The organism is Flavobacterium akiainvivens, assembly GCF_001278115.1.
Classification (GTDB): Bacteria; Bacteroidota; Bacteroidia; order Flavobacteriales; family Flavobacteriaceae; genus Flavobacterium; species Flavobacterium akiainvivens.
The window spans coordinates 1,146,703-1,159,689 of sequence record NZ_LIYD01000005.1 but is presented as its reverse complement, the minus strand read 5'-3'; the positions used below and the strand labels follow the sequence as shown (position 1 = coordinate 1,159,689).

At 45.8% G+C, this 12,987-nt stretch carries 11 protein-coding genes; 2 read left to right on the top strand and 9 right to left on the bottom strand.

Features of this window, described 5'->3' with window-relative positions; genetic code table 11:
- Positions 1-40: 40 nt before the first annotated feature.
- The 3 genes from AM279_RS05300 to AM279_RS05290 form a co-directional block, all read right to left on the bottom strand.
- Complete coding sequence (locus AM279_RS05300) at positions 41-529, bottom strand: SRPBCC family protein (RefSeq protein WP_054406711.1); 489 nt, start codon at positions 527-529, stop codon at positions 41-43.
- Positions 530-542: 13 nt separating this feature from the next.
- Positions 543-857, bottom strand: a complete 315-nt coding sequence (locus AM279_RS05295; RefSeq protein ID WP_054406710.1) for an ArsR/SmtB family transcription factor — start codon at positions 855-857, stop codon at positions 543-545.
- 94 nt (positions 858-951) lie between these two features.
- Positions 952-1,305 (bottom strand): DUF2200 domain-containing protein, encoded by a 354-nt coding sequence (locus tag AM279_RS05290; RefSeq protein ID WP_054406709.1) that lies wholly within the window; start codon positions 1,303-1,305, stop codon positions 952-954.
- A gap of 168 nt (positions 1,306-1,473) precedes the next feature.
- Here AM279_RS05290 and AM279_RS05285 point away from each other — a divergent pair, with 168 nt between their 5' ends.
- Together AM279_RS05285 and AM279_RS05280 are read left to right on the top strand one after the other, a co-directional pair.
- Entirely contained in the window at positions 1,474-2,001 is a 528-nt protein-coding gene (locus AM279_RS05285) for a peptide-methionine (S)-S-oxide reductase (RefSeq protein WP_054406708.1), read from the top strand.
- Between the two features lie 3 nt (positions 2,002-2,004).
- A complete protein-coding gene (locus tag AM279_RS05280; protein WP_054406707.1) occupies positions 2,005-3,021 on the top strand; it encodes an LLM class flavin-dependent oxidoreductase in 1,017 nt (338 codons plus the stop codon).
- Between the two features lie 87 nt (positions 3,022-3,108).
- On the opposite strand, the gene AM279_RS05275 is transcribed toward AM279_RS05280, so the two are convergent.
- The 6 genes from AM279_RS05275 to AM279_RS05250 all read right to left on the bottom strand — a co-directional run bounded on the left by AM279_RS05275 (position 3,109) and on the right by AM279_RS05250 (position 12,872).
- Positions 3,109-4,680, bottom strand: coding sequence for a calcineurin-like phosphoesterase C-terminal domain-containing protein (locus AM279_RS05275; RefSeq protein WP_054406706.1), 1,572 nt, complete (start codon positions 4,678-4,680; stop codon positions 3,109-3,111).
- 14 nt (positions 4,681-4,694) lie between these two features.
- The gene (locus tag AM279_RS05270) at positions 4,695-6,128 is read right to left on the bottom strand and encodes a SusD/RagB family nutrient-binding outer membrane lipoprotein (RefSeq protein WP_054406705.1); all 1,434 of its coding nucleotides are present in this window, start codon (positions 6,126-6,128) and stop codon (positions 4,695-4,697) included.
- A gap of 12 nt (positions 6,129-6,140) precedes the next feature.
- On the bottom strand, positions 6,141-9,590 hold the full coding sequence (locus tag AM279_RS05265) for a SusC/RagA family TonB-linked outer membrane protein (protein WP_054406704.1): 3,450 nt from the start codon (positions 9,588-9,590) through the stop codon (positions 6,141-6,143).
- Between the two features lie 78 nt (positions 9,591-9,668).
- Positions 9,669-10,595, bottom strand: coding sequence for a FecR family protein (locus tag AM279_RS05260; RefSeq protein WP_054406703.1), 927 nt, complete (start codon positions 10,593-10,595; stop codon positions 9,669-9,671).
- A gap of 99 nt (positions 10,596-10,694) precedes the next feature.
- Positions 10,695-11,273: an RNA polymerase sigma-70 factor gene (locus AM279_RS05255; RefSeq protein ID WP_054406702.1), complete on the bottom strand. Its 579-nt coding sequence runs from the start codon at positions 11,271-11,273 to the stop codon at positions 10,695-10,697.
- 213 nt (positions 11,274-11,486) lie between these two features.
- Positions 11,487-12,872, bottom strand: coding sequence for a TlpA family protein disulfide reductase (locus AM279_RS05250; RefSeq protein WP_054406701.1), 1,386 nt, complete (start codon positions 12,870-12,872; stop codon positions 11,487-11,489).
- Between the last annotated feature and the right edge of the window lie 115 nt (positions 12,873-12,987).

Below are 12,987 nucleotides of genomic sequence, written 5' to 3'. Positions count from 1 at the left end.
CGCTTCGGTCGAAATGACAAACTGCCCGTAAATATTGGATTTAAAGCGTTTCCAAAAGCTCATCAAGGTTGCTTAACCCCATACTGAAGCCTTCTTTAAAGCCCATCTCAACTATTTGGTTCAGGCTTTCTTCGCTGTCAAAGGTTATCTCGATTTTTACATCGGTACTGTTTCCGGCATCGGTAAACGTATTAAACCAACTCATGCTTGGAAAATCAGTATTTGGCGTACCCTCTTCATCGCAAAAGGCATCTTTGGCAGAAAAGCTGTTTTGGGTGTCAATGGTTTTATAATCGGCACGGCACCAGTGTTTTTCGCCTTCAGGGCCTACCATGGCATACAGCCAGTGGCCGCCTTCGGTAAAGTCCATTTCCTTGGTTTCGGCTTTCCAGGGTTTGGGCGCCCACCACTGGTCCAGCAGGGTGCTTTCGGTCCAGGCGCGCCAAACTTTTTCCTTAACCGCATTAAATGAGCGTGTTACTACCAGTTTGGTAGCACCGTCCTGTGCAATTTTTGTTTCGTTTGTCATGATGTATTGTTTTTTATAGGTTTGATAATAAGTCGTCTAACTGGTCAAAACGGTTAGCCCACAGCTTGCGGAACGGCTCAAGAAAGGCATCAACCTCCTTCATTTTGGTAACTTCAAGGCTGTAATGAATCTCCCGGCCTGATTGTTCGGCTTTAACCAGCCCGCATTCCTGCAATATGTTTATGTGCTTGCTTACAGCCTGCCTGCTGGTTTCAAACTGTTCGGCAAGGGCATTGGGCGTCATGGCCTGTGTGGCAAGCAGCATGAGTATTCCCCTGCGGGTAGGGTCGGCAATGGCCTGAAAAACATCGCGTCGTGGTTCTGTCATAAAAATAAGCAACTATATGGTTGCGAATTTAAATAAAAGAAACCATATAGTTGCAAATGAAACGTTAATAATTTTAAATTGTTGATTTAAAGGATTATTCCCTTAAAATTTTTTCCATTTTTTTGCCCTTTGCCAGCTCGTCTATCAGCTTATCCAGGTAGCGTATTTGCTGCATGAGCTTATCTTCTATGTCTTCCACGCGGTAGCCGCATATAACGCCGGTAATTTTAGATACGTTGGGGTTTATTTGCGGTGCCTGAGCAAAAAAGGTTTCAAAGTCGGTTTTATCATCAAGTACCTTTTGCAGTGCCTGCTCATCATATCCGGTAAGCCAGTAAATTATGGCGTGCACTTCTTCTTTGGTGCGCCCTTTTTTCTCTGCTTTGGCTATGTAGTGCGGGTATACGCCAGCAAAAGACATCTTATATATTCTTGTGTTACTGTTCATTTTGTACTGATTCAAATTACTAAGGTAGTAAAATCTGCTTAACCCTGAAATCGATTCTACGACTGACAAAAGTGCAGCCCTACAGGCATATATTTGGCTATGGCCTGTTTGGCATAATTTTTTCAACTGTAATAACCGAATTGACAATTTAATTCGGTATATTCAATAATGGTTAAAAAAGCAGGTTTTGGCGGCGGGTGCCACTGGTGTACCGAAGCGGTGTTTGCATCGCTAAAAGGCATACACGCAGTAGAGCAGGGGTGGATAGCTTCTACCGGGCAAAACAGTGCATTTTCTGAAGCTGTGGTGGTTACATACGACAGTACTATCATTGATTTTGAAAACCTTATTGCCATACACCTTTACACCCATAGCAGTACATCGCAACATAGTATGCGGGGCAAATACAGGTCGGCCATATATACTTTTACCGATGCCGATACCCAGCCTGCCATTAACGCCTTAAATGCCCTTGCGGCCGACTTTGATGCACCTGTAATCACTCAGGTATTGCCCTTTGCCGCTTTTGAAAAGAGCAGGGAAGCGCTGCTGGATTATTACTACACCAATCCTGAAAAGCCCTTTTGCGAATTGTACATAAACCCCAAGCTGCAAGTGCTTATGCAGCGGTTTAAGGGCGCTGTAAACCGGGATAAACTACAACATTTAAACAGGGCTGATGCCCAACCGCTATAAATTATGGAAACAACAAATAAAACAGCATATTCTATACTTGAACTGGCTATAGTATCTGACGGTACAACAATAGAAGAAACGCTTAATAATAGTGCCGACCTTGCCCAAAAGGCTGAAGAGATGGGCTACACCCGTTTTTGGCTGGCAGAACACCACAACATGATTCACGTGGCCAGCGTGGCAACATCAGTCCTTATAGGGCACATAGCAGGGAAGACCAAGACCATACGTGTAGGCTCCGGCGGTATAATGCTGCCCAACCATTCGCCGCTTATTGTGTCAGAACAATTTGGCACCCTTGGCAGGCTGTATCCCAACCGCATAGACATGGGCCTGGGCCGTGCGCCGGGAACCGACCAGCTTACCGCACACGCCATACGCAGCGACAGGATGCAGGCCGTACATAATTTTGGGGGCGAGATTGAGCAGATACAACGGTATTTTTCTGAAGATAACGAATGGGCACAGGTGCGTGCCGTGGTGGCCGAAGGGGTTAACGTACCCATCTATATTTTGGGCTCAAGCCTTGACAGTGCCCATTTAGCTGCAAAAATGGGATTGCCTTATGCCTTTGCCAGCCATTTTGCCACATCATTGCTGCATGAGGCGTTAGACATTTACAGGAAAGAGTTCCAGCCGTCTGAATACCTTAGCAAGCCCTACACCATTGCCGGGGTAAATGTTATTGCCGCCGATACCGATGAGGAGGCCGAAAGGAATTTTACATCGCTGGTGCGTATGTTCCTGAGTATATTAACGGGTAAACGCGAGCCGTTGCAGCCCCCTATGGAAATGACCGATGAGCTTATGATGGTGCAGCACAACCCCACACTGCGCGATATGATAAAATATTCTTTTGTGGGCAGGAAAGAGGCAGTAGCCAAGCAGCTGAACAAGTTTATTGAGGTTACAGGCGTAGATGAAGTTATGGTAGTATCTAATATGTACAGGCACGAAGACAGGCTGAAATCATACAAAATACTTTCTGAGATTTTAACCGAAGATACTGTAAAGGCTTAATAAGCGTTTGAAATAAAAACCCCCTCTTGCTTTTTAAAGGCCCGAGGGGGAATTACACAAAATGATATTTAAAACGTACTAAAAACTTTATTCTTTACCGGCCAGCTTGTATGACGAAGCGGCACTATAGGTATTGCCATACATATCTGTAGCCTTAATTTCAATTTTATGGTTGCCCTCTGCCAGGTTGTGCGGCAGCTTGCCTTTCCACAGGTGCATACAATCTTCGGGGTCGTTACCGCGCCTGCCCGATAGTATTTTTTCTGTGGTATCCCATTCCATTATGGTTTCTGTATAAGTAGGGTCGTGCTTGGGGTTATAATCCATATCCTTCCATTCGCCGCCGTCTATACGGTACTGTACTTTATCGCCCTCACGGCCCATAAAGAAGTTGGCATACACAAACGCCTTGTTTTTTTTAACCCTGCTTACCAGCTTTGGCGCAAACACCTCAATCTGGTAGTCTTTTGGCTTGCCTGCCACTTTGTAGTCTACCTTGTAGGTATTGCCTGTAAAGTGTATAAACGCATACCCTTTAGGCGTACCGTCGCGCATGGTGCTAACGGGTATTCCCTGTTCATTTAGCTGCCCGCTGTACCAGTCGCCCGATGTTGTGCCCATGTTGTAGTGGTGGTGCGGGGTGTCCTGCTGCCAGCCCTCCTTACGGGTAAAGAAGTCCTGCTTTTGCAGATGCGTGTGTGCCGAAAGCGACAGCGTGTACGGAAAATCCTTTAGGATTTCAAACAGCCTGGTACGGTCTTCATCGCGAAAAGCGTCATCCCATGGCTCACTTAGCGGAATGTGCATGGCCAATACAATAAGCCTGTCTTTAGGCACCTGCTTCAGGTCGTTTTCTATAAAGGCAAGTTGGCTTTGGCTAAAGCCGCCCCAGTAGCCTTCGTTATCGCGGGGATCCGGGTATATAACATCATCCAGCACAATAAAGTGGGTTTTGCCATAATTAAAGGCATAGTTGGCAGAGCCAAAGCTGGCTTCATAGCTTTCATCGCTATACGTATCATCGGTAGCATCAAAGTTAAGGTCGTGGTTGCCAATAAGGTTGTACCACGGAATGCCTACTTTTTTTACCGCCTGTATGTAAGGGTTAAACAGGGTAGGGTCGTTACCCACAAGGTCGCCCATACTAAGCCCGAACGCCACATTTTTTATACCCTGAACCTCGGCCACCACACCACGGGTAAAATAGTCTATCTCGTCCATGTTGTAAGCCTGTGGGTCGCCAAACAGGAGTGCTGTAAAGTTATCGGGCTCGGTTTGCTGCACAAGCCCAAAGTTTATTTCTTTGGGCAGGTTGCCGGTAGGTGCCACCCCCGTGTGCTTGAGCTTAGGCGAACCCTGCGGCTTGTGTATGTAATAAAACACCGGCTGGTTATTTGGGTTGGTGTTTATTTTGTACCCGGCAGGCTTAATAACGCTTATAATGTTATCTGTACCTACAGTTAGTGCATACGCCCCGTTGGCATCGGTAGTTACTACATCGTGGCCGTTTGTTACGGCTACGTTTGCAATACCTTTTTCGGAACGGTCTTTTTTGCCGTTGCCGTTGGCATCGTTATAAATAAAACCTTTTGCGGTTGTTTGCGCCGATACAGATGCCGCAATGAGCAGCATCCCTACCGGCCATAAAAGTTTTTTCATGGTTTAGTTGTGTTTTAGTCTACATCCCACCAAACATGGGTATTAATATTGTCCTGGCCACCCAGCAGCTGTATGCCCTCCAGGTAATTGGCGTTGTTAAAGGTATTCTGGTCTACCGGGTAGGTAAAGCGCGCCGGCATAACCGCGCCGTTTTGCATGGCGGTTGTAGTAGGCAGCTGCGGAAGCCCGGTGCGGCGGTATTCTGACCATTGCTGGTAATCGGTAAAATACAGGGCGTAATACTTTTGCAGCATAATGCGCTCAAGGGTACCGTTGTAGGCAGCGTCTTCATCATCAAAGAAACCTTCGGGCACCGTGCCGCCCATATGCTGTATGGCAGCTGTAACACCGTTTGTGTAGTAGGTATCGGCACCGGTAATGTAACCGCGCTGGGCAAGCTCTGCTTTAATGAATTCAACCTCGGCATAGCTCATAATAAATATCTTCATAGGGTTTGTAACCTGTGTGATATTAAAGGTAGATGCCTCATATTGGAACTGCGAATCGGGCCCGGCATATCCGCTTGGTATGCCCACATAGCCTATGTTTTGCGGTGGCGTGCCAAGGTCTGTTGCCTGTGTGCCAATGATAGGGCGGCGGGGGTCGTTAGTGCTGTTTAGGTTGTCTACAAAAAATGAAGCCAGCTTAACACCCAGCCTGAAATCCTGCGGGCGGCTCCACGGCGATACCAGCGGGGCAACACCGGTAACGTTTAGTATGGCGGCATCGGCATTGCTGGTAAATACGGGGTACACTGTAGGGTTGTTTACCATTTGGGTAAGGGTGGCCCAGGCATTGGTTTCCGGCCTGCCCGATACCCGTAGCAGCAGCCTCATGCGTAGTGAATTGGTAAACTTTTGCCATTTGGCTACGTTATTGGCATATAAAATATCTGAAGCATAAGGCATAACCTGAGATGTGTTGTACAGCGTGTTGGCAGTTTCAAGGTCCTGCAATATGGTTTCATAAATATGCTGTTGCGAATCATAAGCAGGGTAGTAAATGCCCTCTTCGCCACGTACGGCCTCTGTCATGGGCACAGGGCCAAAAACATCGGTAAGGTTGCTGTATACCCATGCGTTTAGCGTTAGCGCAACGGCAAGGTAGTTGTTGTCCTGTGCGGTTTCGGCGGCGGTGCGCATTTCGCGGATATTTGCCAAAATGCGGTAGTAGCCGTTCCAGGCGGTGTTGCCTATGTTAGGGCTTACATCATAACGGTGCAGCCCGCCCGAAACACTGGGGTAAGGCAGCGATACCTGCATAAGGTTAAACGTTACCGAATAAGCCTGGTTAGCATTTTGCGATGCGGCATCATATATAATAGGGTTAAGCAGGGTGCCCGGGCTTATTTCAGAAATAAGGTTGGGGTCCTGGTTAAGCTCATCAAAATCGCCTGTACAGGCTGCCATAGTTACTGCGGCAAGTGCCAGGGAAAATATCTTTTTCATTGCTGTTGTTTCTTAAAGGTTTATTTTAAGGTTAAAGCCATAGGTGGCTGGAGACGGCATCTGGCCCATTTCTACACCCGGCAGCATTACGTTTCCGTTTAGTGCGGCAGTTTCGGGGTCGTAAATAGGGAAGTCTGATATTACGGCAAGGTCGCGGCCAAAAACCGACAACTGTATGCCCTGTATGCCACTCCTGCCCAGCCACTTTTTAGGCACGTTGTAACCAATGCTCATTTCGCGCAGCTTTATGTATGAAGCGTCAAAACTGTTACTCTCAATGTTAGCCCTGCGGTAATAACGGCCGTAATAATCGGCTATGCCTACCTCTGTAGTGTTTGGAGAGTAGGTACCATCTGTGTTAAGTACCACACCGTTGCCTACTACCGTACCGGTTTCGCGGCCCATGTAGGTACTGGTTAATTTACCCTGCTCCATTAGCTTATGGTGTGTTTGCGAATAGATAATACCGCCATACTGGCCGTCTATGGTAATGCCCACATTAAAGTTGCCTATGGTAAAGTTGTTTACAAAACCGGCTTTCCAGTCGGGGCTGGCATCGCCTATGTACTGAATTTCATCGGGGTAGGCAGGAAGGCCCGCATCATCATATACAATGTTCCCTTCAGGATCCCTTACAAAGCCATAACCGTAAATGGCCGTTGTAGTGCCGCCCACTTTTGCAATGATGCTTGCCGTACCGGCCGAACCTATTTCCTGCTGGCCGTCTATACCGTCTGCCAGTTCCATAACACGGTTCCAGTTGCGCGACCAGTTAAGTGTGGTAGACCATTTAAAGTTTTCGTTATCAAAAATCTTTCCGCCCAGTACAAGCTCTATACCGCGGTTGCGCACATCGCCCGAGTTTAGTATGGCAGAGCTGTAGCCCGTGCTGTAATCAAGCGGTACGCGTATAATCTGGTTGCGGGTGCTGCTTTCGTATACCGTAGCGTCAAGGCTAAGGCGCTTATCAAGCATGTATACCTCAAAGCCGGTTTCGAAACTGCTGGTAATTTCCGGCTTAAAGTGTGCGTTGTACAGCACTGTAGGCGCTGTGGCACTGCTTGGGAAATCGCTCTGGCCGTAGTATTTGTTGGTTTGGTAGGGTGCGGCATCGTTACCCACCTGCGCAAACGAGAAACGGTATTTAAGATAGTCTACAGCGTTATCCATATTAAACATATCCGACAGGATAAAGCTGGTGTTAACCGACGGGTAGAAGAACGAACGGTTTTCGGTAGGCAGGGTGCTGCTCCAGTCGTTACGCCCGGTAACGTCTATAAACATCATGTCTTTATAGGATAGTGATGCAAGTCCGTAAAGGCTGTTTACATCATAATTGCTGTCGCCCATTTTTACAAGGGGTGCATTTACACCGTTTGTAAGCTTGTACACATCGGGCACTACAAGGCCTTCTACAGCGGCTTCTATGCTGTGGTAGCGGTACCTTAGCGCGTTACCGCCAAAAGATGCGTTAAATGAGAAGTCTTCGCCAAATTTATCTTTATAGCTTAAGAGGAAATCAGTGTTTATTTCCTGCTTGTACACATCCTGTGTGTTGAAATAACCCCTTGCATAGCGGTTTATGCTGTATGGCCTGTGCTGTTCCCTTGTTTGGTTATAGGTATTTAATGAGCCCCTTACCATAAGGTCGAGGTTAGAGCTTAGCGTAATGTTGCTGAACAGGCTACCCACAATCTGGCTGCTTTTAAGCGAGTTTGTAGCCTCATAAGCAATAAGGTAGGGGTTATCTATGTACGAACTGTAAGGGTTAATCTGGTCAAGGTTTTCCTGGCCGTTCATCCATATGGGCCTGTACCAGTCCAGGTTTACGTTAGGGTTCTGGAAAATCATGAAGTAGGCAATAGACCCGTTATTATAACCTGTACTTGGCAGGTTATCGCTATAGCGGTTGTTGTAGTTAACGCTGCTGCCTATTTTAATCCTTTCAGATATCTGGTAGTTGCCGTTAATGGCTGCGGTTATACGCTCAAAACCGGTGTTAGGCATAATCCACTCGTTTTTCTGGTGGCCTAAAGATGCCCTCATAGAGCCTTTTTCGTCGCCGCCCTGTAATGATATGTTGTGGTTTTGGGTTATACCGGTTTCCCAGAAGCCCTTGCGGTTATCTTTATAAGGCCTCCACTCGGTACGGGTAGGCCCCTGGCCCTGAACGGTTGGGTCGTACTGAAAAAACTGTTGCCCGTTAAACGCAGGCCCCCATGCGCTGCTGGTAGAACCTGTGTTAGGCCCGTCTTCAGATGCGCCATACGAGTAGTAAGGGTCGCCGTTTTCATCAAATGAGCTGCCGCCGCCCTGGCCGTAGCCGTACTGGTAATCAGGCCAGCGCTGAATAACATCTATAGTAGTGCCGGTGTTTAGCGTTATGCCAAGCCCTTTTGCTTTTTTGCCTGATTTTGTGGTGATGATAAGCGCACCGTTTGCCGCACGGAAACCGTATAGCGCCGTAGCGCCCGGGCCTTTCAGTACGGTAACACTTTCAATATCATCAAGGTTGAGGTCGCTTATACCGTTACCGTAGTCAATAGGCGAATCCTCACCCATGTAGGCCGTTGGCGAACCCGAGGTGGTCATTTCGCTGGTTACCGGAACGCCGTCTACCACTACAAGGGCATAGTTGTTTTCGGTAACAATAGAGCGGTTGCCCCTTAGTATAATTTGCTGCGAGTTTAGCGGGCCCGAACCTGATGAGGTTATGTTAAGGCCTGCTACCTTGCCCTTAAGTGCGCTGCTCCAGTTGTTGGGCGTGGTTTGCTGCAGGCTTTCTGACTTAATGGTTTGCTGTGCAAAGCCCAGGCGCTTTTCTTCGCGCTTAATACCCAGGGCGGTTACCACCACCTCGTTAAGCTCATTGGCGGTAATTACCATTTCTACCTTTACATTAGTGCCTGCATTGGCCACAACTTCCTGGTTTTCATATCCCATAAAAGAAATAACCAGTATGGCAGGCGCCTTGCTTACGGTAATGCTGAAGTTACCGTCTATATCTGTAGTAGTGTTGTTTTGCGTGCCTTTTTCTACCACGCTGGCGCCCGGCATGGGGAAGCCCGTTTCGTCTACCACATTACCCTTAATGGCCTGCTGCGGTATTGCAGTACCGGCAGACACGGTTATGGTATTGTTGAAACGCTTAAATTTAAAGCCCGAGGCTTTGTTAATCTGGCTGAGTACAGCATCTATACCCTCATATTTTTTATTAAGGGTAAAACGCTGCGGGTTGCCCGACACCTTATCATCATAAATAAAGGTATAAGACGTAACTTTTTCGATGGCCGAAAATACTTCGGTAATACTGGCGTTGCTAACATTTAGTGTAAACTCCTGTGTGTAGCTGCCCGTTGCAGGCGCCGCCGAAAGCTGCAGGCACATTAAAAAAGTGCCTATGGCATAAAATACTTTTTTCTTTTGCAGAAAAGAGAGAAAAAATTGTAGTTTAGTGTTCATTTTACTGGCTATAAATTATAGGTATTTGTAGTCTTTACATAGCCCGCGCCTGTTGCAGCAGTTGCGGGTTTTTTGTTTTTAGTTAGTACTGTTTTTTCTTATAACATAGTGGTTTTTAGAAGGGTTAGTAATAGTTAATTGCTTTAAAAATGCTATACTTACCAAAATGCTGTCCAGTTTTTCGTCTTTAAACTTGCCCGAAATGGTAAGGCCTTTAAGGCTGTTATCTTCAAAATCTATGGTGGCATCATACCAGTTTTCAAGAATTTGAGCGGTTTCAAGCAGGGTTTTATGCTCCAGCACTATGGTATTTTGGGTCCAGGCAATGCCGTTATTGTTGTCAGACTGTGTAAAAACAAAATCGTGGGCAGCGTTGCAGGCCACCTGCTCGTTTTTAACCAGGTCTATTTTTTTGCCGTCGGCATAGCTAACACGCACCTTGCCGGTAAGCACGCTAACCTTGGTATCGGTCTCTTTATAGGCATCTATATTAAACGATGTGCCCAGTACGCGCACATTAACATCATTAGCTGCCACAATAAACGGCTTAAGCGTATCGCGGTGTATTTTAAAATAGCCTTCGCCGGTAAGGGTTACATTACGGGTATCATTAAACTTTTCAGGATAGGTAAGGCTGCTGTTGGCATTAAGCACCACAACGCTGCCATCGGGCAGGTGCAGTTCTTTCTTCTGGCCCTTGCCGGCAAAGCAGGTAATCATTTCTACCTGTTGGGCTGCCAAAAAGTAAACCGCCAGGCCGGTAGCTATTACCAAAACCGCAGCGGCGCGCCATAAATGGGTAAACCTGTTTTTGCGGCGTTTAAGCTGCGGATGTATACGGTTAAGTAGTTGTTGTTCTTTTTCGGTATAAAAAGAGAGGGGCAGGTTTGCGGTGCTGTTTTCGGCAAGGGCGTCAAACAGTTGTTCGGCCAGTTGCTTTTCTTGTGGGGTGCATTCGTTGCGGGCATATTTTTCTGCCAGCGCTATAAATTGGTCTTTATTCAAAATGTGATCTTTTACCTCTAAGTCACATTTTTTGGAGGTATCCGGTAGTGGTTTTTGGTGAATTGATGTTTTGTTAACAACAGCAAGGTTTAGTTAACACTACAAAAACAGGCCCATAACAATAAAGGTAATATTCCAGGTGCCTATGTTGTTTTTAAGCAGCCTGAGCGCATGGGTAATGTGCTTTTCTACCGTGTGGACCGATATGTTTAGCCTTTGGGCAATTTCGGCATTAGAGCAGTTTTCAAAACGGCTCAGCATAAACACCTCGCGGCACTTGGGCGGGAACTGCTGTACCTTTTCCATTAGGTTTGCCTCAAGCTGCTTATACTCAATATCGTCTACGGTTGCGGTGGGTGCGCCAATGTTTTCTATAATATCAAGCTGGGCCCTTTCAAACTTAAGGCTCCTTATGTGGTTTGCTATGCGGTATTTTACCGCCCTGAGCAGGTAGGCTTCCAGGTTTAGGATGTTGCTTTGCGGCGCGTTGTTCCACAGGCTTATAAAAAGTTCCTGAACAATGTCTTCGCACACCTCTGCCTCATTAAATATTTTGTAGGCATAGGCAAAAAGGCGTTTCCAGTAGCGATGAAACAGTACATCAAAAGCGTGCCTGTCTCCCTGCTGCATGCGTTTTTGCAGTTCAATATCCGGTAAGTCTTTTACGTGTGTTTTCATGCGCCTCAAAACCTTTACAAATGAAAAGAAGCGCAGAAACGAAAACAAAAGTGCGGGTTTAAGTTTGTGTTAATTTAATAGTCAATTTTTAATTGCTAAAAGAAATTAAAACCGATAAACCGAATTGAATTAGTTTTGATATTTCACACCGTAAATTCAAACTCCAAAAGTGAAATATTAAGCGTTTTCAGTTGTACAATTCGGACATTGGCCTTACAGCTCATCTCCAAATTTAGGATCGAGGATATCTGTAAATGCATTTTTAATAGTACCGTCGGCATTAAGTATAATTGTTCGGTTAATCTTATTAAAAACCCATTTATCTTTAAGTTCGCGGTAGTCAACAGCCCTTAGCTGGATATCTGAAACAAAGGGCTCTGAAGCCATAACACGCTTCCACTCAGCATCTTTGTCAACATTTATAGCTATAAACTTTACATCAGGATGCTTTTCTTTAAGCAATGCCACATGGTTGTGCACGTTTTGCAAATGCGCACGTGCACAGCTGGTCCAAAAGAATATAACGGTCTGTTTATCAATATCTTTGCTTAAATCTACAGGCTTGTTGTTAACGTCTACAAGGCCAACGGCAGGCAGGCGGGGGCCTTCCTTAAGTTTTTTGGTAGCAATACTCATCTTCCTGATTTCGTTGTCTTTACTGCGGTCAGTAGAGAGCTGCATGTAGCGTTCCAGGAACTTCTGGTTGTTGAGTATATTCTGGTCTTCAAGCAAATAATTAAACGCTATGCTGTTGAGTATCTGATTTTTAACGGATGGTTCTTTAAAGATTGAGTCGGCTATATTAAGCTTTTCGATGTTATTAACCAGGGCGTCTTCCTTAAGGTTACCATTTTTAAAGTTACGGGTAATAGCCATGTTGCTCAGCATGGAATTAAGGTAGCGCAAAAATGGCGAAAAGGTGGTGAGGCGCTTATCGTTAAAATTTATAGTCTTACGGTAGTTGTAGTAATCGGTTGGAAGCGAGTCTTTTATGTTATTTCCGGTGCGCCTTACGTGTATGTAAGGGTAGTATTCCTTACGGGAATAATAGCTGAAATCTGTACGGGATTTGGCATAGAAATCAAAATCAGCACTCCACTGTATGTCTTTTTTGCTCTTTTCGTAAAACGCTTTTTTCTTAGAGTAAACCGAGTCTATAGCTTTCATAAACTCCTTGTAACCAAGGTCATAAAGGTCGTAAGCGTTATGGCGGTCTGCATCGTTCATTGTGTACAGCTCCATCATAAAGTTGTTTTTGCGCTCGCCACGGCCGCTAAATACTACCGAGCGGTCAAAATCATCTGAGTTAAATGTTACAGTAAGGCTGTCGTTTTTATCGAAGTAAATGTACTGGTAATCAGGTTCATGCCTAAAGCTGTACATGCCTGGTGTAAGGGAATCAAACTTTATTGAAAAGCGATTTTGCTTATCTAAAGGTATGGTGTCCAGTACTTTATTGCCCCTGCTGAATAAAACGTATGGTACTTTAGGATTGGTTACCTGCCCGCTGAAGTATGCAGTATAGCCATCATCTTTGCCGCATGACGCGAATAAAGATAAGAGTAGCAGCAGAATGCCGGTGCGGTGCAGGTGTAGCATTTAGGTGATTTTGTACTTTGGCAAAAATATTTGTATTCACTGCTGTGTGCTGTTAAAATACAGTTAAAATAATTATTAAAAGCATATTAGGTCTATAATTAGGTTACTGGCTATA

Bases quoted from the DNA above. Each gene is read 5' to 3' on its own strand.
- AM279_RS05255 (WP_054406702.1), bottom strand. From the start codon at position 11,273: ATGAAAACACACGTAAAAGACTTACCGGATATTGAACTGCAAAAACGC.
- AM279_RS05250 (WP_054406701.1), bottom strand. From the start codon at position 12,872: ATGCTACACCTGCACCGCACCGGCATTCTGCTGCTACTCTTATCTTTA.
- AM279_RS05265 (WP_054406704.1), bottom strand. From the start codon at position 9,590: ATGAACACTAAACTACAATTTTTTCTCTCTTTTCTGCAAAAGAAAAAA.
- AM279_RS05285 (WP_054406708.1), top strand. From the start codon at position 1,474: ATGGTTAAAAAAGCAGGTTTTGGCGGCGGGTGCCACTGGTGTACCGAA.
- AM279_RS05275 (WP_054406706.1), bottom strand. From the start codon at position 4,680: ATGAAAAAACTTTTATGGCCGGTAGGGATGCTGCTCATTGCGGCATCT.
- AM279_RS05280 (WP_054406707.1), top strand. From the start codon at position 2,005: ATGGAAACAACAAATAAAACAGCATATTCTATACTTGAACTGGCTATA.
- AM279_RS05290 (WP_054406709.1), bottom strand. From the start codon at position 1,305: ATGAACAGTAACACAAGAATATATAAGATGTCTTTTGCTGGCGTATAC.
- AM279_RS05300 (WP_054406711.1), bottom strand. From the start codon at position 529: ATGACAAACGAAACAAAAATTGCACAGGACGGTGCTACCAAACTGGTA.
- AM279_RS05270 (WP_054406705.1), bottom strand. From the start codon at position 6,128: ATGAAAAAGATATTTTCCCTGGCACTTGCCGCAGTAACTATGGCAGCC.
- AM279_RS05295 (WP_054406710.1), bottom strand. From the start codon at position 857: ATGACAGAACCACGACGCGATGTTTTTCAGGCCATTGCCGACCCTACC.